This is a genomic window from Oceanisphaera profunda, assembly GCF_002157895.1.
Classification (GTDB): domain Bacteria; phylum Pseudomonadota; class Gammaproteobacteria; order Enterobacterales; family Aeromonadaceae; genus Oceanimonas; species Oceanimonas profunda.
In genome coordinates this window covers 2,741,101-2,760,792 of the sequence record NZ_CP021377.1, presented here as the reverse complement: position 1 = coordinate 2,760,792, position 19,692 = coordinate 2,741,101, and the positions used below count along the sequence as shown (strand labels likewise).

The following is a 19,692-nucleotide window of genomic DNA, read 5'->3' as shown; positions in this document are numbered from 1 at the left end:
ACGTGCGCCACTTTTTATCTAGCCTTGGGGCCCTGCTGAGCGGGGCTCTTGGCGTTTACGCCTTTAGCCCTTTCGGTTACTGGCCGTTAGCACTGGTATCTTTATTTGGCTTATACGCCAGCACCCAAACACTAAGCCCCGGCAAGGCCGCGCGCCGCAGCTTTATCTGGGCCATGGGTTTTTATTTAGTTGGCTTATGGTGGATCCATAACAGCATGACCATTTTTGGGGGCATGCCATTATGGGCGGCCTTCTTGCTGGTGGCGCTGTTAGCGGCGTATTTAAGTTTGTACACGGCTGCCGCCATTTGGCTGGCCCAACGCTTAGTGCCCTCTCGTACTTGGCGGGTGCTATTAGTGTTACCCGCCTTGCTGATAGCCGCCGACTGGTTACGGGGCTGGGTAATGACCGGCTTTCCTTGGTTATGGTTTGGTTACAGTCAATTAGAAGGCCCACTGGCAGGCTTGGCACCCATTATGGGTGTACAAGGCATCAGCTGGTTGCTGACCTTTACTGCCGCTACCGCTTGGTTATTGCTACAACGCCGCCCTACTTGGTGGCCGGGTGTGGCCGCCATCGCGCTGTGGGGCCTCGCCTTTAGCAGCAACTTTGTACAATGGGTCACCCCCACTCAAGAAAGCCGCTTTGCTTTGGTACAGGGTAATATTGAGCAATCGCTAAAGTGGATCCCGGGGCAATTAGAGCAAAGCTTAGAACGCTATATTAGCCTTACTTTGCCAGAGCGCGATGCCGATGTGGTGATCTGGCCTGAGTCCGCTTTGCCCAGTACAGAGCAACAATTGGCACCTTGGTTAGAGCAAGTGGATCTGATGATGCGCGATCGTGGCCAAAGCTTGATCACCGGTTTAGTGTCCGAGCCCAGCTCAGGCGATATGTATAACTCTGTGATCACGCTAGGAAAGAATGCGGTTCCTTATGAGATGGAACACAGCAATCGTTATTACAAGCAGCACCTAGTACCGGTGGGCGAGTTTGTGCCATTTGGCGACTTGTTGCGCCCTATAGCGCCGTTTTTTAACTTGCCGATGTCGTCTTTTGCGCGCGGCAAGGCAAATCAGCCGGACTTAACCGCAGCCGGTCAACAGCTCAGCGTGGCTATTTGTTATGAAGTGGCCTTCCCCGGTTTAGTGCGCGCCAACATGAAACCAAACACAGATTATCTGTTGACCGTGTCTAACGATACTTGGTTTGGTCAATCAATTGGTCCTTGGCAGCATCAAGAAATTGCCCGCATGCGCGCCCTTGAGCTAGGTCGACCGTTAATTCGTGCCACCAATAATGGGGTTACGCTGGTCACGGATGAAAAAGGCCAGATCACCGCCAGCTTGCCGCAGTTTGAGACCGGCGTGTTACAAGCCAACGTCACCGGCATGACGGGCCTCACCCCTTATGCCCGCTTTGGCAGCATGCCGTTGCTAGCGTGGTTACTGATCAGTGGACTGGTGGGCATCACCCAAGGCCGCCGCCAGTTTTACGGCCGCCAACAACGGTTAGCCGCTCAACAAAACCTGAGAAATAGAGCCAGAAGCTAACGCAGCGCCCGGCGCTAAGCATCAAGCGCCCAGTGAGATACAAAAACGCCGCATCACATGATGCGGCGTTTTTTTTAACTGTAAAAAAACAGATATTGCGGTTTTAACAAAAATACCCGACCTCGTAGAGGCCGCCTTTAGCCGGCCGGTTTTGTGTAACAAAACTAAAAAATGCGCTAATCCCAAATATCCGGACTACATTTGTACACGCTCTGATGTTCGACGTTTAGCGTGCCGCTGCGCGCCACCAGCCAGCTTAAGCGGCTTCTACATTCGTGCAATATTTAGGTAACAGCGCCCTGCTTAAAAACAATCACCGAGCCTGCAAGTTCGGTGTTGTCCCCCTCACTCGCTCTTTTTTAGCTGGGGCGCTTGGTGCTCGGCGCTGTCTGTTAAACCGCCAACGGTCGGCGGATAAAGTGGCTGTGGTTGCACTCTAAACATGTGGTCAGCACTTCTGGGTGCGTCACTTCGTGGGAGTGGGCGCATAAGGTGCAGTCAAAGCGGCCGGGGCCGACTACGTCGCCGGCTTGGTACTCACCGTGTTGTTTTAACTCAGTGGCCAGCTCGTGCCATTCCAGCTGGCTTTTATCGGTAATATCCGACAACCAGCCCCAGACCGTTTCTTTGATGCGTCGATAATAAAGACTATCTCGAAACTCATCGCCGCTGTCTTCTAACTCCACTAAGTCGCGTTTCACGTATTCGGCAATCAGCGCTAATTCATCTTTGGTCAGATCACTGACTGCTTCCATGTAGGCGTGCGTGGTATTGACCAGCTCTTTAATACTGACATTGTCGCTTTCTTGCCAACGTTTTTGTAACTCAGCCACAAACTCGTCATAACCTTTTTTCTTTTTATGATCTTGGTTATCCATGCGCATTCTCCCTTAAGATAGTCAGCACTAAGGGGCGGCTATTGTTGCCTTTCCCCCCTAGGGTATTCTATGTCGATATATCGCCGTGGTTTATCACCCATTTCTCAGATCCGGATGTCACTAATGCAAGAGCAATACATTCCCCAAAACATTGAGCCCAAAGTACAAGGCTTGTGGGCAGACCAGCAGACCTTTAAGGCCACCGAACAAGCAGATAAAGAGAAGTTCTACTGCCTCTCCATGTTTCCTTATCCCTCCGGCCGACTGCACATGGGGCATGTACGTAACTACACCATAGGTGACGTTATCTCGCGCTATCAACGCCTGCAAGGTAAAAATGTTATGCAGCCCATAGGTTGGGACGCATTTGGCCTGCCTGCCGAGAACGCGGCCATCAATAACAAGACCTCCCCTGCGCCTTGGACTTACGAAAATATCGACTACATGAAAAACCAGCTCAAGCGTTTGGGCTTTGGTTATGACTGGAATCGCGAGTTTGCCACCTGTGACCCAGAATATTACCGTTGGGAGCAGTGGTTCTTCACTAAATTGTATGACCAAGGCTTGGTGTACAAGAAGACGTCATCGGTTAACTGGTGTCCTAACGATGAAACCGTACTGGCCAACGAGCAGGTAAACGACGGCTGTTGCTGGCGTTGTGACTCACCGGTTGAGCGCAAAGAAATCCCCCAGTGGTTTATTAAGATCACCGATTATGCAGACGAGCTGCTGAGCGAGCTGGATAATCTGGACGAGTGGCCAGAGCAAGTTAAAGCCATGCAGCGCAACTGGATTGGCCGCAGCGAAGGCGTGACCTTAACCTTCGCCGTAGCTGACCAAACAAGCGAGCAAGACCAGTCGTTTGATGTGTACACCACCCGTCCCGATACCTTATTTGGTGTGACTTATGTGGGCATCGCTGCCGGTCACCCGCTGGCCGCTCAAGCTGCGGCTAATAACCCAGCGCTGAGTGCCTTTGTTGACGAGTGTAAGCACAACAGCAAAGTGGCCGAAGCCGACATGGCCACCATGGACAAAAAAGGCATGGCGACTGGCCTGTACGCCGAGCACCCATTAACCGGCAAGCGAGTGCCGATTTGGGTCGCCAACTTCGTACTGATGGATTACGGCTCAGGTGCTGTAATGTCAGTACCTGCTCACGATGAGCGCGACTTTGAATTTGCCAACCAATATGGCTTGGATATTATCCCTGTTATTAAGCCAGCTGATGGCACCGAGCTTGATATCAGCGTGGAGGCCTTTACCGAGCAAGGCGTGTTATTTAACTCCGAGCAGTTTGATGGTTTGGAGTTTCAAGCGGCCTTCGATGCGATTGCCGATACCTTAATCGAGAAAAAACTTGGGCAACGTACGGTGAATTACCGCCTGCGTGACTGGGGCGTGAGCCGCCAGCGCTATTGGGGTGCGCCGATCCCGATGTTGACCCTGGAAGACGGCTCAGTAGTGGGCGTGCCAGAGGCAGACTTGCCAGTGATACTGCCAGAAGACGTAGTAATGGACGGCATTCAAAGCCCCATCAAGGCGGATCCTGAGTGGGCGAAAACCACCTATAACGGTCAGCCTGCACTGCGCGAAACCGATACCTTCGACACCTTTATGGAGTCGTCTTGGTATTACGCGCGCTATTGCAGCCCAGATTACGATAAAGGCATGTTAGATCCAGAAAAGGCCAACTACTGGTTGCCGGTGGATCAATATATCGGCGGTATCGAACACGCCTGTATGCACCTGTTGTACGCCCGCTTCTTCCATAAGTTGCTGCGCGACACCGGTCTTGTGACTTCTGACGAGCCGTTCAAGCGTTTATTGTGCCAAGGCATGGTATTGGCGGATGCTTTCTACCACACCGATGAAAAAGGCGCACGTACTTGGGTTAGCCCATTAGACGTAAAGCTTGAGCGCGATGAAAAAGGCCGTATTCAAAAGGCACTGGACTCAGAGGGTCACGAGCTGGTTCATACCGGCATGACCAAGATGTCTAAGTCGAAGAACAACGGTATCGACCCGCAGACCATGATTGATAAATACGGCGCCGACACCGTGCGTTTGTTTATGATGTTTGCCGCTCCTGCGGATATGACGCTGGAATGGTCAGACTCAGGTGTAGAAGGCGCCCAGCGCTTTATTAAACGCTTATGGCGTTTAGTGTTTGAACATCAAGCACTGGGATCAGTGGCTGAGCTTGATATCGCCAGCTTAAGCGGTGAGCAAAAAGCACTGCGCCGTGACGTGCACAAGACCATTGCCAAAGTGAGCGATGATATCGGCCGTCGTCAGACCTTTAACACCGCCATTGCCGCTGTGATGGAGCTGATGAACAAGCTGACTAAAGTTGATACCTCAGACGCGCAAAACCGTGCTCTTTTACAAGAAGCGCTGGTGGCTATTACCGTGATGCTGCACCCGATTATCCCCCACACTTGCTTTGAGTTGTGGCAAGCATTGGGCCAGCAAGATATCGACCATGCACCTTGGCCTGTAGTTGATGCCCAAGCGTTAGTGGAAGACGAAAAATTGGTCGTAGTGCAAGTGAACGGTAAGGTACGCGGTAAAATTACCGTGGCCGCCGATGCAGACCAAGACGCGGTGAGCGCCATTGCTCAAGCGGATGAAAACGTGTCTCGTCACTTAACGGATAAAACCGTGCGCAAGGTGATTTACATCCCCGGCAAGCTGCTGAATATTGTGGCTAACTGATTAACGAACAGCGGTACGCTTTAAGCTATACGCTGTAAGACAAACCGAGCGCCCATGTATATTAAGGTGCTCGGTTTAGTTTTAGCTTGGTGCTCGGCGCATGGCGCTTGGTGCTTTCTTTGAGGAATCTTCATGTTCACATCGATTAAAGCCACGGCCTTAGTATTGCTGACCTTGCTGCTAGTCGGTTGTGGTTTTCAACTCAGAGGCGGCGAAAACTTAGCACCTGAGTTACGCCAACTTGCCTTAGTGGGCGACGACAAGAGCCAGTTTTATCGGTTAGTGGCAGCACGCTTACAACGCGCCGGTGCCGAGCTGGTGTCACCGGGCTCTGGTGCGCCTATCTTGAGCATTACTGGGGTGGGTTTGAGCAATACCGTGGCCTCGGTTAACAGCCAAGTGGCGGCATTGGAATACGCGAGCCGTTTTGGCACCCGCTTTACGCTGGATATGCCGGACGAGTCGCGCCAAGTGTTTAACGTCACCTTTAACCGCAGCTTTCTTGATAAGTCAGCCCAGGCGCTGGCCTCAAGCCGAGAGCAAAAACAATTGCATGAACAAATGGAGCGGGAAGCGGCCGAGCAAATTGTCCGCCAGCTGAACCGTTTGTCGTTCTAATGCGTTTGTATCCAGAAAAACTGGCACAACATCTTAAAGCAGGGCTCGCGCCCTGCTATTTTATTTATGGCGACGAGCCGCTGCTTAAACAAGAAGCACTGGACTTGTTGCGCCATACCGCACGCGGCCAAGGCTTTGACGAGCGACTGCGCTTTGATGCAGACCAAGGGCTGGATTGGGACGAAATATTTGCTGCCAGTCAGTCATTAAGCTTATTTAGTCAACGCCAAATTATTGAACTGCAGCTGCCCGAGAAGCTAGATAAAACCGCTTCCGAGCGGCTGCGCGAATTACTTAAACAATGTCATCCGGATTTATTGCTGCTGATCACCGGCCCTAAGCTCAATCAGCAACAGCAAAAAGGCGCTTGGTTTACCGCGCTCAGTAATGCAGGTCCCGTTATTCCGGTGGCAACCCCCGAAGGCCCGCACTTTGCGCGCTGGTTAAGCCAACGCCTGCAACAAAACGGCTTACAGGTGGAAGCCGAAGGGGTGCGGTGGTTAGCCTTTGCTTTTGAGGGCAACTTGTTAGCGCTCAGTGGTGAGATAGAAAAGCTGGTATTACAAAACCTACCACAGCCGCTCACCTTGGCACTGCTACAAGAACAAGTGCAGCCCCATCATCAATTTAATCCGTTTCAGCTGTTTGACCCGCTGCTTGAGGGCAAGGTAAAACGGGGCTGTCGGATTTTATTGCAGCTGCGCAGCGAGGGCATAGATGCGGGCATGCTGTGTCACTTATTGGCCCGCGAGCTCAACGCGCTGTTGCAGATGCAATTAGGCTTAAGCGCCGGCCAGTCGTTTTCACAACTTGCCTCAGAGCTGCGTATTTGGTCAAGTCGCCAAAACTTGGTGCAAAGCGCGCTTAATCGTTTGCCGTTGGCCAAACTGCAGCAACTGCAAAGCATGCTGGCCGCCGCAGACGTAGCCGTAGCCAGCTTTGATGACGACGAAGCCTGGCGCTGGCTATACAGCATCTGCGTGGGCTTTCTCGATGGAAAGAAGATGCTTGTGGCACCATAGCGCCGAGTGCCCAGCACCAAGCGCCCAGCTAACTTATACCGTCATACCGGGCTTGCCCCGGTATCTTGTTTAGTTTTATATCAGGACCAAAACGAGATCCTGACGTGCGTCAGGATGACGGCAAAAAACAAGCTGGGCGCAGCTTTACCCCCTCACGTTAAGGAAGTCACATGATACAAAAGGCTATCGGTTTATTGGGTGGCACCTTTGATCCGATTCATGTGGGTCATTTGCGCCCGGCTATCGCTCTACTTGAGCGATTAAATTTGAGTGAAGTGCGCTTAATTCCCAATTATATTCCGCCCCATAAAGCCACGCCGGACAGCTCACCTGAGCATCGCTTAGCCATGGTGCAATTGGCCGCCAGCCAAACAACTGGGCTGGTGGTAGATGAGCGCGAGCTTAAGCGCGATCGCCCTTCTTATACGTTGGATACCCTTAAAGAGCTGCGCGCCGAGCTGCCAGATACGCCGCTGTGCTTTTTAATGGGCATGGATTCATTATGCCAGCTAGATCAATGGCATGGCTGGCAACAGTTGCTTGATTATGCGCATTTAGTGGTGAGCCACAGACCCGGCTGGCAACCGGATTTTAATGCCAATATTAGTGCTTTGGTCAAGGCTCACGCCACCTCAGATGCTAAGCAACTGAGCCGCCAAGTAAGCGGCTGTATTTACCTGTTTGATAATCCACAATTGGACATTTCTTCGACACACATTCGCAATTGTGTAAAAGAGGGGAACAATCCGCAATATTTGTTGCCAGAACCCGTGCTCAACTACATTCGAGACAAGGGACTCTATCAATTGCCCGTGTTATAATCCGCCGTCATAATTTTATTGAGGAGCGCACCCCTTGCAAGGTAAAGAACTGTACGATTTTATTGTTGATAAGCTCGACGATAGCAAAGCCCAAGACATCCAAGTATTAGACGTTGTTGGCAAGTCCACCATTACCGACTGCATGATCGTATGCACAGGTACTTCTAGCCGCCATGTGAACGCCATTGCTGAGCGTGTTGTTATGGATGCCAAGCAAGCCAATCTCACTGTATTGAGCATGCAAGGCAAAGACACCGGCGAGTGGGTATTGGTCGACTTAGGTGACATCATCATTCACGTGATGCAAGACGAAACCCGTAATTTATATGAGCTCGAAAAACTGTGGGGCGGCCCAACAGTAGGAGCGAGCGCCTAATGAAAATACAACTGGTGGCGGTGGGTACAAAAATGCCTGCTTGGGTCACCACCGGTTTTCAGGAATACCAACGCCGTTTTCCTCGAGACTTACCTTTGGAGCTCATCGAAATTAGCGCCGGTAAACGGGGTAAAAACGCCGATATTGAGCGTATTTTACAGCGTGAAGGGGAGCAAATGCTGGCGGCTGTGTCTAAGTCTGCTCGCATCGTGACCTTGGATATTCCTGGCCGACCCTGGACAACGCCCCAATTAGCCGGTGAGCTTGAACGCTGGCAAATGGACGGGCGTGATGTGGCGATTTTAATTGGTGGGCCCGAAGGCTTGTCGCCGGCGTGTAAAGCCGCCGCCGAACAATCTTGGTCTTTATCCACCTTGACCCTGCCCCATCCCTTGGTACGAGTAATTGCAGCCGAAAGTCTGTATCGCGCGTGGAGCGTTAATAACAACCACCCCTACCACCGAGAATAAGCATGGCAAAGTCGCAGGTAAAGATGCGCGATCATGGCGCCGAGTCCTCTTTGTACTGGCGCCGTGCCGTCATTGCCTTTGTCGGCATTATGGTATTGATGGGCGTGTTACTCGCCAATCTCTATCATCTGCAAATTACGCAACATCAAAGCTACCAAACCCGCTCTAACGATAACCGCATTAAAGTGGTGCCAGTGCCCCCCACCCGTGGTCTTATCTACGATCGCAACGGTGTGTTATTGGCAGAAAACCGGCCCATTTACAGCCTAGAAATTACGCCCGAACAAGCCCCCGATCTAGAGCAAAACGTCGATCAATTGATTGCGTTACTTGAGCTGGATCCAGCAGTCAAAGATCGCTTCCTCACCGAAGTGCGTCGCCAACGACGCTTTACCCCCGTAGTACTGGTTAACCGCCTCGATGAAGCTCAAGTGGCGCGCTTTAGCATTAACCAGCATAAATTCCCCGGTGCTGCTATTGAAGCCTATCTAAAGCGTTTTTACCCCTATCGCGATACCTTTACCCATGTGATTGGCTATGTGGCACGCATTAACGATAAAGACGTGGCGCGCCTAAAAGCCGATAACAAATTCGCCAACTACGCCTCCACTCATGACATTGGCAAGCTTGGCGTAGAGCGTTATTACGAAGACATGTTGCATGGCCAAACCGGCTATCAAGAAGTGGAAGTGAACAACCGAGGTCGCGTGATCCGCACCCTTAAGTATCAGCCACCGATCCCGGGGAATGATATTTATTTGAACGTAGACGTGGCGCTGCAGCAAAAAGCACAAAAGCTGATGGGTAATAGGCGCGGTGCCGCCGTGATCATGACGCCGCAAGACGGCAAGATTTTAGCGTTAATCTCCAGCCCCAGTTACGATCCTAATCTTTTCGTGCATGGCATCAGTGGCCCTGAATATCGCGAGCTGCTGAATAACCCAGACCGACCGCTGATCAATCGCGCCAGCCAAGGTATTTATGCGCCGGCATCTACCGTGAAACCTATGTTGGCGGTGATGGGCTTAAACGAAGGCGTGTTTACACCGAATACCCGTTTCTTTGGTGGACCTTTCTTTCAAATCCCTAATACCAAACATAAATTTCGCGACTGGCGCCGCTGGGGCCATGGCTGGATGGATGTGTACCGCGCCATCGAAATTTCTGCCGATACATTTTTCTATGACTTGGCCTACAAAGCCGGTATCGACACCATGCACGATTACATGACCCAATTTGGCTTTGGCCAGTTTTCAGGCATAGATCTGCACGAAGAAGCTAACGGCACCATGCCTTCGCGGGATTGGAAACGCAGCCGTCATAAGCAAGCTTGGTATCAAGGCGACACCATTTCGGTGGGCATTGGCCAAGGCTACTGGTCGGCTACCCCGCTGCAATTGGCCCGCGCCACCACTATTTTGGTGGATCACGGTGAAACCATACATCCCAGATTGTTACACGGCATTGGCACCCCAGAGGGCATGATTGCCATGCCCATTAGTAAAGGCGAGCCGATCGTGGTTAAACACGACAGCTACTGGAATGTGGCCTTGTCCGGCATGCACAGGGTAATCAATGGCCGAGAAGGCACGGCGCGGCGCGCCTTTGCCGACACCCCTTATACGGCGGCGGGCAAGTCCGGCACCGCGCAAGTATTTAGCTTGGCCGAAAACCAACAATATGATCATGCCTCCACCAAAGAACATTTACGTGATAACGCACTGTTTGTGGCCTACGCCCCTTATGAAAAGCCTGAGGTAGTGGTGTCTGTGGTATTAGAAAACATCGGCGGCGGCAGTACTCACGCCGCTCCCGTGGCCCGCTCATTACTCGACTTATATATGCTCCCCGATAAAGAGCCGGTGATCGGTGATGAGAGCAGTGAGGAGCAAGATTAATGGGTAAACATCATGAGCGCCGCCGGTTAGGGGATATATTGCACCTAGACTGGCCATTATTTTTGGCCCTGCTGAGCTTATTAAGCGCCAGCTTGGTAATTTTATACTCGGCCTCAGGTGAAGACGCCGACGACCTATTACGCCAAGGCATGCGCATCGGCTTATCGCTGGTGATCATGTTGGCGGTGGGGCAATTGCCGCCCAGTTTTTATGCCCGTTGGTCGCCGCCGGTGTTTATTTTTGGCGTAGTCTTGCTGATATTAGTGATGCTGGTGGGCGATGTGGGTAAAGGCGCCCAGCGCTGGCTGGAATTTGGCAGTATTCGCTTTCAGCCCTCAGAAATAATGAAGCTGGTGATGCCAATGATGATCGCCACTTATATTAGTCGCTATCCCCTGCCCCTAGCCTGCTGCGGGTATTTTTAGCGCTGGCCATGGTGATGGTGCCGACCTTGCTTATTGCGCGCCAGCCCGATCTAGGCACCTCTTTATTGGTAGCAGCCTCGGGCTTTTTTGTTATTTTTTTAGCCGGGTTATCTTGGCGCCTCATTCTTGCGGCCGTGGTGGCGGTGGGCGCTTTTATCCCGCCGCTGTGGTTTTTCTTGATGCACGATTACCAAAAGCGACGAGTTTTGACTCTGCTTAATCCGGAGTCGGATCCGCTGGGTGCCGGTTATCATATCATTCAGTCTAAAATTGCTATCGGCTCCGGCGGCTTATGGGGCAAGGGCTGGCTGCAAGGTACTCAATCTCAGCTGGAGTTTTTGCCCGAGCGCCATACGGATTTTATCTTTGCGGTGCTCGCCGAAGAGTTCGGCTTAATTGGCGTTTGTTTACTGGTGCTGTTATACCTCTTCATTATTTGGCGTGGCCTGTATATTTCCATGCAAGCACAAGGCGCTTTTCCGCGGCTGGTGGCCGGCGCCATCACCCTGACCTTCTTTGTCTATGTGTTCGTTAATATCGGCATGGTCAGCGGTTTGTTACCCGTAGTCGGTGTGCCTTTACCGCTGATCAGCTACGGCGGCACTTCTATGGTGACGCTGATGGCCGGCTTTGGCATCTTAATGTCCGTGCATACTCATAAACGCCTATTGGCGAAATAAAAGGATTATAGAATGCGTTTTGCTCTTCTTTCCGCGGCTCTCTTGCTGACTCCCGCAGCCATGGCACAAGACACCAACCCAGAACAAGCGGCCTGGATTGACCAACTGGCCAGCAAATTTGAAATACCCGCCAGCGAGCTGAACGCCGCCCTTGGCCAAGCCACTTATCAGCAGTCAATTATCGACGCCATGACCCGCCCTGCTGAAGCTAAGCCCTGGAGCCAATATCGCCCGATCTTCTTAACCGAGAAGCGCATTAATGATGGCGTAAAGTTTTGGCACGATCATAAAGAGCTGCTAGACCAAGCCGTTGCAACCTCAAAAGTACCCGCTGAGATCATCACCGCCATTATTGGCGTAGAAACCTCCTATGGCGCCAATATGGGCAGCTATAAAGTGTTAGATGCGCTTTATACCTTGGGCTTTCATTACCCGCCTCGTGGCGAGTTCTTCCGCTCGGAGTTTGGCCATTATTTAGCACTGGCCAAAGAACAAGGCTGGGATTTAGATAGCCAAAAAGGCTCTTATGCCGGTGCCATGGGCATGGGCCAGTTTATTTCTTCAAGCTATCGCCACTATGCGATTGATGCGGACTCTGATGGCGTGCGCAACTTATTTGTGGCTGACGACGCCGTGGGCAGCGTAGGCAATTACTTTTACGAACATGACTGGCACTTAGGCGAAGACGTGGCGTATCCCGCCACAGTGAATGCGGCCAATGTGGCAGCGGCAGATGCGTTAATCGAGTCCACCCTTGAGATTAATCACAACTGGGCTGAGTTTGTGGCCGCCGGTATCGTTATTGATTCAGAGCTGGATGCCCAGACACCTGTTAAGCTAATTAAGCTAGATGGCGTCGACGGCCCCGAATACTGGGTAGTGAGACATAACTTTTATGTGATAACCCGTTATAATCGCAGTCCTTTGTACGCCATGGCGGTTTATCAACTGAGTGAGCAGCTCAAAAATGCCTATGAAAAATCTTTATAAAGCGCTGTTGCCATTAAGCGTGCTGGTGCTGACAGCCTGCAGCTCTAGCTCTGAGTCGCCGATAGAAAAAGCGGAGCAGAAAAAGCATGGCGCTCACAGCAAAGGCTCGGCTAAAGGTGAAGTCAGAGACGCCCGCTGGCATAAAGAAACCGCCGGCGGACGCTATAGCTTGCGCCAAGATGTGCCACCGGAAGATGCGCCTAAGCTCGATCATGTAAAAGACGCCGTGCCCCGCTATGAGCCCTATACGCGTGGCGGCAATAAGAATTACAATGTGTGGGGCCAAGACTACGAGGTCTGGCAAGACGTACAAAATTATCGAGATGAAGGCTTAGCTTCTTGGTATGGCGCCAAGTTTCATGGCTTTAATACCTCAAACGGCGAGGTGTACGATATGTACACCATGACAGCTGCCCATAAAAACTTGCCGCTGCCCTCGTTTGTGCGCGTCACCAATAAAGAAAACGGCAAGCAAGTAGTGGTACGGGTTAACGACCGCGGGCCCTTTCACGAAGGCCGCGTGATTGACTTATCCTACGCCGCCGCTTATAAGCTCGGCATGTTGGCCACCGGTACGGCTTCGGTGAAAGTGGAGCTGATTAAAATGGCGCCGAACGGTAAAGAAGTCCGTTTGGCCCAAAACGGCGGTGGTAATGTGCTTAATGGCAGGCCCGTTAGTGGTAATCAACTGTATGGCACTAAAGCCGAAGGTACCAGCATCGCGAAAACTGCCCCGACTCAAGTAAAAAGTCAGGTTGCCAGCAGTAAGCCGGTGGTCAGTACGCAAGTAGTACAGGCTCCGCAGGCGGGTAGCGCCAATGCCAAGCACATACAATTAATGGCGACTCGCTCACCGGATAAAGCCAAAGAGCTGGCCGCTAAATTGAGCAAAGAGTATGGCTTTCCGGCGCGTGTGGAGCGCCAATCCGAATGGTATCGCTTACAAATGGGTCCCATTCCGGGTAATAAAACACAAGCGACCTTAAGTAAACTGGTCGCTCAAGGATACGCTCAAGCTTATTTTATAAATTAAGCCCTGAGCCTGTTAACTGAAATTTTTAGCCTTTAGCTTAGCTTTGGGCTTTTAACTCACTTTTAGTTTTTACAAACACCGGCTTTTTGGCCAACACAGATAGGGTTCTCACAGACGTTATGCGCATGCTCACTCCTCTTGCTACTTTATTACTGGCCGCCACGGTTTCTGTTTCGAGCCAGGCACAAATTCTATCTCCACCCAGTGTGGCGCCCATGATCCCCGAGGCACCGGCGATTGCAGCTAAGTCTTATGTATTAATGGATTACGCCAGCGGCCAAGTGCTGGTCTCTGAAAATGCCGATGAAAAACTGCCACCGGCCAGTTTAACTAAGATGATGACCTCCTACATTTTGGCGCAAGCGCTGAAAGAAGGTAAGGTCAAAAACGAAGACATGGTGACCATCAGCGAAGCGGCTTGGGCACAGAATTTCCCCGGCTCTTCGGTGATGTTTTTAGAAGTAGGCAAAGAAGTCAGCATCGAAGCGCTGAACCGCGGCATTATTATTCAGTCCGGTAACGACGCCACTGTAGCAGTGGCCGAGCACTTGGCGGGCAGCGTTAACTCCTTTGCAGACCTAATGAACGCGTGGGCTGCACGCTTAGGCATGAAAAACAGCCACTTTGTTACGCCCCACGGTCTGCACTCTGATGCCATGTATACCACGGCCAACGACATGGCCCTGTTGGGTCAAGCCTTGATCCGCGATGTGCCAGAAGAATATAAAATTTATTCTGAAAAATCCTTCGTCTATAACGGCATCACCCAGCACAACCGTAATTCACTGTTGTGGGATAAGTCATTAAACGTAGACGGCATTAAAACCGGCCACGTAGACGCAGTCGGCTATAACTTAGTCTCTTCTGCCACTCAAGAAGACATGCGCTTAATTGCCGTCGTCATTGGTGCCACCAGTGAGCGTTCTCGCGCTGCAGAAAGTAAGAAACTGTTAACCTACGGCTTTCGCTTTTTCCAAACCGTGACCCCTTATGCAGCGGGCACCAAGCTGATGGATCAAGCCATTTTGTTGGGTGATAAAAGCAGCGTTCAGTTAGGCGTAGACCAAGCCGTGTCTGTGACCATACCGCGCGGCCAAGCCAAAGACTTGCAAGCCGATTTCACTTTGGATAAATCGTTGCGCGCACCCTTAGCTAAGGGCGAGCGCGTAGGCACCTTGCACCTTAAGTTAGACGGCAAAGACGTCGCCGACTTACCTTTGGTGTCACTGGAAGATGTAGAGAAAGGTGGCTTTTTTAGCCGCATGATCGACTACGTAAAACTGTTTGTTAAAGATTTATTTAGTTAAGCTGCTGCTATAAAAGTAAATTAAAGCCGAAAGCCGCGCCTTTCGGCTTTTTTATGGGTTGGGCTTATTACACCAAATACAGAGACCACATAAGTTGTCGGTTTAAGAAGCCAGCATTTTATGGTAAAAATGTGACTTGGGTTATAAAAGTGACGACATCCTTTATCGCCCCCCTAATCTACTGCACGTTGTGAAGGTTATTATGACTAGCCCATTAAGCACCAAATTTGACGAATATCTTGAGTTTCCTTGCCAGTTTCCCTTCAAAATTTTGGGCCTGGCCGATCCACGTCTGCCCGATATGATAGTGGAAGTAATACAGCAGCACGCGCCGGGCGATTACAGCCCAACGATAAAGCCCAGCAGCAAAGGCACCTACCACGCGGTCACCATTCCTGTCACCGTGACCAGCAAAGAGCACATAGAAACCCTCTATTTAAAACTGGGTGAGCTAGAACTGGTTAAATACGTACTCTAGGGCCGTTTGACCCATCTATTTAGGACAAGCAAATGGCACAGGATCAACTGACAGTACGCCACTGGGGCCAAGCCTCTTATGAGGATGTATGGCATGCCATGCAAGACTTCACCAACCAGCGTGGGCCAGACACCCCCGACGAACTGTGGCTGGTAGAGCACCCGCCGGTGTTTACCCAAGGTCAAGCCGGCAAGCCTGAGCATATTATTAACCTAGGTGATATTCCCTTGGTGAAAAGTGACCGCGGCGGCCAAGTAACCTATCATGGCCCGGGTCAGTTGATTGTCTATTTGCTATTAGATGTGCGTCGTAGAAAACTCGGCGTGCGTCACTTGGTCACCAGCATGGAAGTCGCCATCGTCGAGCTGCTCGCCGATTATGACATTAAGGCTTACGCCAAAGCGGATGCGCCCGGTGTCTATGTGGCCAATGAACAGTCAGTAGAAAGCAAAATTGCCTCACTGGGGCTGCGGATCCGCAGAGGTTGCTCTTTTCATGGCTTGGCACTTAACGTTAACATGGACTTAGCGCCTTTCTTGCGTATTAATCCATGCGGTTATGCCGGCCTGCCCATGACCATGAGTGCCCAATTAGGCGGCCCAAACACGATTGACGAAGCTCAGTCCCAACTGATACCCAAGCTGGCAGAACAGCTCGGCTATCCACATCTCTATTACACAACAGAGAAACTCATATTATGAATAAACCTGTGCGCGTCGAGCCTGGCGTAAAATTACGTGACGCTGATAAAATGGCGCTGATCCCGGTCAAATACATGCCCGAGCAGGACGAAGAAGTGTTGCGTAAGCCGGACTGGATGAAGATCAAACTTCCTCCTAGCAGTCAGCGCATTCAGGAATTAAAAAGCATCATGCGCAAAAACGACTTGCACTCAGTGTGTGAAGAAGCTTCTTGTCCTAACTTGTCTGAATGCTTTAACCACGGTACCGCCACCTTTATGATTTTGGGTGCCATTTGTACTCGTCGCTGCCCCTTCTGTGACGTGGCCCACGGCCGTCCACTAGCGGTAAATCCAGACGAGCCGGCAAAGCTGGCCAAAACCATTAAAGAGCTGGCGCTTAAATACGTGGTGATCACGTCCGTTGACCGTGACGACTTGCGTGACGGCGGTGCTCAGCATTTTGTGGACTGCATTAAGGCCATTCGTGAGCAAAGCCCGAATACCAAAATCGAGATTTTAACCCCGGATTTTCGTGGCCGCATGGACACCGCATTAGAAATCTTTAAAGACACGCCGCCAGATGTGTTCAACCACAACTTAGAAACCGCTCCGCGCTTGTACCGTATGGCTCGTCCTGGTGCCGACTATAAGTGGTCATTAGAATTACTGCGTCGCTTTAAAGAAATGCACCCACAAGTGACCACTAAGTCTGGATTGATGATGGGCTTAGGCGAAACCAACGAAGAAATCGTGGAAGTGTTGAAAGACTTGCGCGCCCACAACGTGGCCATGTTAACGCTGGGCCAGTATCTGCAGCCTAGCCGCCATCACCTGCCGGTGAAGCGCTACGTGCCGCCGTCCGAGTTTGCTGAGCTGAAAGACATTGCTGATAGCCTAGGCTTTGAACACGCAGCAAGCGGCCCGCTGGTACGCTCGTCCTACCACGCCGACCTACAAGCACAAGGCATGGAAGTTAAGTAAGGTCTTTGACTGTGAAGAGTAAAGCGTGAGGAGTGGTTCGTAGAGGCCGCTTCAGCTGGCCGGTTTTGCGCAGCAAAACTAACCAAGTAGCCGTATGTTTAGTTTTTAAACATAGAGCGTGAAAAGAACGGCACCCTGCTTTGCGCCGATAAGCTTGATAACTGCCAAATAAAAAGGAGCCGCGAGGCTCCTTTTTTGTTTCCGTATTTTTCTTGCAGCTTTCACTTAGGCCGTCATCCTGACGCACGTCAGGATCTCGATTTATTTTTAAGTTCTAGCTTAAAGCTTGGCGCTCTGCGCTTGGTTTTTCCCCCTCACGATTTACACCTCACTCTTCTCGCTACCTTTTAGCCATGACGACGGGATTCAACCGCTTCGGCTAATTGCGCCAGCATGGTTTCGGTATCGCTCCAGCCGATGCAGGCATCTGTGATGCTCTGGCCGTAGGTGAGCTCAACGCCTTCTTCTAAGTCTTGACGACCGGCCACTAGGTGGCTTTCTACCATCACGCCCATAATGGCTTGTTGGCCACCGGCGATTTGGCCGCTCACATCATCAGACACCACCATTTGGCGCTGATACTGTTTGCTGCTGTTGGCGTGACTAAAATCGACCATGATTTTTTGTGGCAAACCGGCTTTATCCAATTCCGCACACACTGCACTCACATGCTCGCTGCTGTAGTTTGGCTCTTTACCACCGCGCAAAATAATGTGGCAGTCTGGGTTACCCGTGGTTTCCACAATTGCCGAGTGGCCAAGCTTGGTGACTGATAAGAAGTGATGCGCCGCACTGGCCGCCCCTATGGCATCGGCCGCCACTTTAATGGTGCCGTCAGTGCCATTCTTAAAGCCCACTGGGCAAGAAAGACCAGAAGCAAGTTCGCGGTGCACCTGAGACTCAGTAGTACGGGCACCAATGGCGCCCCAGCTCATTAAGTCCGCCATGTATTGTGGCGTGATCATGTCGAGAAACTCACTGGCAGTGGGCATGCCCATGTCGTTGAGATCCAGCAATAGCTTACGACCGATGCGCAGGCCGTCGTTGATCTGGCAGCTGTTGTCTAAATGCGGATCGTTGATTAAGCCTTTCCAGCCTACTGTGGTGCGCGGCTTTTCAAAATACACGCGCATTACTACTTCTAGCGTATCGGCGTACTTCTCACGTAACACCTGCAGCTTTTTGCCATATTCAATGGCGGCTTCTACGTTATGAATCGAACAAGGGCCTATCACCACCAGCAGACGGTCTTCTTCGCCAACTAAAATACGATGAATAGCCTGGCGCGCCTCAAAGACGGTGGCAGAAGCCTTGGCAGTGGCCGGATATTTCTCCAGCACCGCAATCGGCGGCAACAGTTCTTTGATTTGATTTATACGAATATCGTCTGTTTGAAAATGCATGAGCAACCCTGCTTACAATTTTAAGAGCCTTTGGCTCCGAAATGTCGAATTTTTATTGGTTTTTAATCTAGCCCGAGCAGCAGTCACTGTAAACGCTCAATTGGCGCTATTAGCCAATTGTTTACCTTTAAGTGACAAATAGCCCAGAAATGCCCTGTTTTTGGGGGTGAAGGGTGAAGCGTAAAGGGAAAAACAAGGATCAAACCTGAAAAACATTTCATTGGTAATGATCTTACAAAAAGCAAAGAGCGAGGGTTAGGTGGTGCTCTTACCAATAAGATCCCCTTTCGCCCTTATCTCAGCTTAATTTTTCCGTGGGCTCCGTGGATTCCGTGGATTCCGTTGCAAAATCGTTTTAGCTCTCGGGTCTTTCTCCTCACCCTTCACCCTTTACCCCTCACACGCAAGGCATAGCAAAACTGGACAAGTGCTGCCTTGCAGTGGGAATATGCGGGCAGACTTTTAAGATGAGAATAATCATGACTTATATCCTGACCGATGCCGACAAAACCGCCACAGAAAAACTCAATGATGAGCAGCGCTACAACCACTTCGTAAATAAAGTAGCCGAGCACGAACAACTGTGGATTTTAACCGATGAGCACGGCTGCATGATGCTCACCTCAGACGACGACGAAGACTGCATTCCGGTATGGCCCCACGCCGACTACGCCAAAGCTTGGGCTGTGGACGACTGGGCCCAGTGCAAACCCGAAGCCATTACCCTAAAAGTTTGGCAGTCCCGCTGGGTCTCTGGCATGGAAGAAGACGAGCTGTTAGTGGCTGTGTTCCCGATCAGTGACGCCGCAGGTGTGTTAGTTGAGCCCGGTGAACTGCAAGAAGCCTTTGATCATAAGAAGAAAACTGGGCGTCAGAACTGATGCACATTTGGGTTGATGCAGATGCTTGCCCTAAAGTGATCCGCGATATTTTATTTCGCGCCGCCGAGCGCACCCAAACGCCATTAACCATGGTCGCCAATCATCCCTTGCCACTGCCAGGTTCAACGCTTATCAAGCAGCTGCAAGTTCCCCAAGGTTTTGATGTGGCGGATGATGAAATAGTGTCGCGCATTGCCCCGGGCGAGCTGTTGATTACCGCCGATATTCCGCTGGCTGCCGAAGCACTGGAAAAAGGCGCGCTGGTTATCAGTCCGCGTGGTGAAAAATTTGAACCCGGCACCATTAGGGCCAAACTGACCATGCGTGATTTTATGGACACGCTGCGCTCCAGTGGCATACAAACCGGCGGCCCGCCGACCTTAAGTGCTGCAGATCGCCAAGCCTTCGCCAATCAGCTGGATCAATTGCTGAGGTAAATTCGTGAAGTGTGAGGCGTGAAGAGTGAGGCGAAAGTGAC

The 19,692-nt window shown here is 51.3% G+C and carries 18 protein-coding genes and 1 pseudogene; 17 read left to right on the top strand and 2 right to left on the bottom strand.

Annotated features, from left to right (window positions below; genetic code table 11):
* Positions 1 to 2: 2 nt before the first annotated feature.
* Positions 3 to 1,553 carry an apolipoprotein N-acyltransferase gene (gene lnt, locus CBP31_RS12195; protein ID WP_087037668.1) on the top strand — a complete coding sequence of 517 codons (1,551 nt, stop codon included), beginning with the start codon at positions 3 to 5 and terminating at the stop codon, positions 1,551 to 1,553.
* Positions 1,554 to 1,945: 392 nt separating this feature from the next.
* Here the strand turns inward: lnt and CBP31_RS12190 are convergent, their stop codons facing one another.
* Positions 1,946 to 2,431: a zinc ribbon-containing protein gene (locus tag CBP31_RS12190; RefSeq protein ID WP_087037666.1), complete on the bottom strand. Its 486-nt coding sequence runs from the start codon at positions 2,429 to 2,431 to the stop codon at positions 1,946 to 1,948.
* 123 nt (positions 2,432 to 2,554) lie between these two features.
* Here CBP31_RS12190 and leuS point away from each other — a divergent pair, with 123 nt between their 5' ends.
* The 14 genes and pseudogenes from leuS to lipA all read left to right on the top strand — a co-directional run bounded on the left by leuS (position 2,555) and on the right by lipA (position 16,930).
* The gene (gene leuS, locus CBP31_RS12185) at positions 2,555 to 5,149 is read left to right on the top strand and encodes a leucine--tRNA ligase (RefSeq protein ID WP_087037665.1); all 2,595 of its coding nucleotides are present in this window, start codon (positions 2,555 to 2,557) and stop codon (positions 5,147 to 5,149) included.
* 132 nt (positions 5,150 to 5,281) lie between these two features.
* Entirely contained in the window at positions 5,282 to 5,767 is a 486-nt protein-coding gene (locus CBP31_RS12180) for an LPS-assembly lipoprotein LptE (RefSeq protein ID WP_087037663.1), read from the top strand.
* Positions 5,767 to 6,789 carry a DNA polymerase III subunit delta gene (gene holA / locus CBP31_RS12175; RefSeq protein ID WP_087037661.1) on the top strand — a complete coding sequence of 341 codons (1,023 nt, stop codon included), beginning with the start codon at positions 5,767 to 5,769 and terminating at the stop codon, positions 6,787 to 6,789. The genes CBP31_RS12180 and holA overlap by 1 nt, the downstream gene beginning before the upstream one ends.
* Positions 6,790 to 6,959: 170 nt before the next feature.
* Positions 6,960 to 7,610, top strand: coding sequence for a nicotinate-nucleotide adenylyltransferase (gene nadD, locus CBP31_RS12170; RefSeq protein ID WP_087037659.1), 651 nt, complete (start codon positions 6,960 to 6,962; stop codon positions 7,608 to 7,610).
* 34 nt (positions 7,611 to 7,644) lie between these two features.
* Positions 7,645 to 7,986 carry a ribosome silencing factor gene (gene rsfS / locus CBP31_RS12165; protein ID WP_087037657.1) on the top strand — a complete coding sequence of 114 codons (342 nt, stop codon included), beginning with the start codon at positions 7,645 to 7,647 and terminating at the stop codon, positions 7,984 to 7,986.
* The gene (rlmH, locus tag CBP31_RS12160; protein ID WP_087037655.1) at positions 7,986 to 8,456 is read left to right on the top strand and encodes a 23S rRNA (pseudouridine(1915)-N(3))-methyltransferase RlmH; all 471 of its coding nucleotides are present in this window, start codon (positions 7,986 to 7,988) and stop codon (positions 8,454 to 8,456) included. The genes rsfS and rlmH overlap by 1 nt, the downstream gene beginning before the upstream one ends.
* Before the next feature lie 2 nt (positions 8,457 to 8,458).
* Positions 8,459 to 10,354 (top strand): penicillin-binding protein 2, encoded by a 1,896-nt coding sequence (gene mrdA / locus CBP31_RS12155; RefSeq protein ID WP_087037653.1) that lies wholly within the window; start codon positions 8,459 to 8,461, stop codon positions 10,352 to 10,354.
* A pseudogene (gene rodA, locus CBP31_RS15910) lies at positions 10,354 to 11,459 on the top strand (rod shape-determining protein RodA). The gene mrdA and the pseudogene rodA overlap by 1 nt, the downstream one beginning before the upstream one ends.
* Before the next feature lie 12 nt (positions 11,460 to 11,471).
* Positions 11,472 to 12,449, top strand: coding sequence for a lytic murein transglycosylase B (gene mltB, locus CBP31_RS12145; protein ID WP_087037651.1), 978 nt, complete (start codon positions 11,472 to 11,474; stop codon positions 12,447 to 12,449).
* Positions 12,427 to 13,482, top strand: a complete 1,056-nt coding sequence (locus tag CBP31_RS12140) for a septal ring lytic transglycosylase RlpA family protein (protein ID WP_151898807.1) — start codon at positions 12,427 to 12,429, stop codon at positions 13,480 to 13,482. Before mltB ends, CBP31_RS12140 begins: the two co-directional genes overlap by 23 nt.
* A gap of 119 nt (positions 13,483 to 13,601) precedes the next feature.
* Positions 13,602 to 14,789: a serine hydrolase gene (locus tag CBP31_RS12135; protein WP_087037647.1), complete on the top strand. Its 1,188-nt coding sequence runs from the start codon at positions 13,602 to 13,604 to the stop codon at positions 14,787 to 14,789.
* A gap of 202 nt (positions 14,790 to 14,991) precedes the next feature.
* The gene (gene ybeD, locus CBP31_RS12130) at positions 14,992 to 15,267 is read left to right on the top strand and encodes a DUF493 family protein YbeD (protein WP_087037645.1); all 276 of its coding nucleotides are present in this window, start codon (positions 14,992 to 14,994) and stop codon (positions 15,265 to 15,267) included.
* 32 nt (positions 15,268 to 15,299) lie between these two features.
* Positions 15,300 to 15,968 carry a lipoyl(octanoyl) transferase LipB gene (lipB, locus tag CBP31_RS12125; protein WP_087037643.1) on the top strand — a complete coding sequence of 223 codons (669 nt, stop codon included), beginning with the start codon at positions 15,300 to 15,302 and terminating at the stop codon, positions 15,966 to 15,968.
* Positions 15,965 to 16,930 carry a lipoyl synthase gene (gene lipA, locus CBP31_RS12120; protein ID WP_087037641.1) on the top strand — a complete coding sequence of 322 codons (966 nt, stop codon included), beginning with the start codon at positions 15,965 to 15,967 and terminating at the stop codon, positions 16,928 to 16,930. Before lipB ends, lipA begins: the two co-directional genes overlap by 4 nt.
* A gap of 347 nt (positions 16,931 to 17,277) precedes the next feature.
* On the opposite strand, the gene aroG is transcribed toward lipA, so the two are convergent.
* Positions 17,278 to 18,333, bottom strand: a complete 1,056-nt coding sequence (gene aroG, locus CBP31_RS12115) for a 3-deoxy-7-phosphoheptulonate synthase AroG (RefSeq protein WP_087037638.1) — start codon at positions 18,331 to 18,333, stop codon at positions 17,278 to 17,280.
* 479 nt (positions 18,334 to 18,812) lie between these two features.
* Between aroG and CBP31_RS12110 the strand changes: the two genes are divergently transcribed.
* Together CBP31_RS12110 and CBP31_RS12105 are read left to right on the top strand one after the other, a co-directional pair.
* Positions 18,813 to 19,214, top strand: coding sequence for a DUF2750 domain-containing protein (locus CBP31_RS12110; RefSeq protein WP_087037636.1), 402 nt, complete (start codon positions 18,813 to 18,815; stop codon positions 19,212 to 19,214).
* Entirely contained in the window at positions 19,214 to 19,651 is a 438-nt protein-coding gene (locus CBP31_RS12105; RefSeq protein ID WP_087037634.1) for a YaiI/YqxD family protein, read from the top strand. The genes CBP31_RS12110 and CBP31_RS12105 overlap by 1 nt, the downstream gene beginning before the upstream one ends.
* Positions 19,652 to 19,692 lie beyond the last annotated feature (41 nt).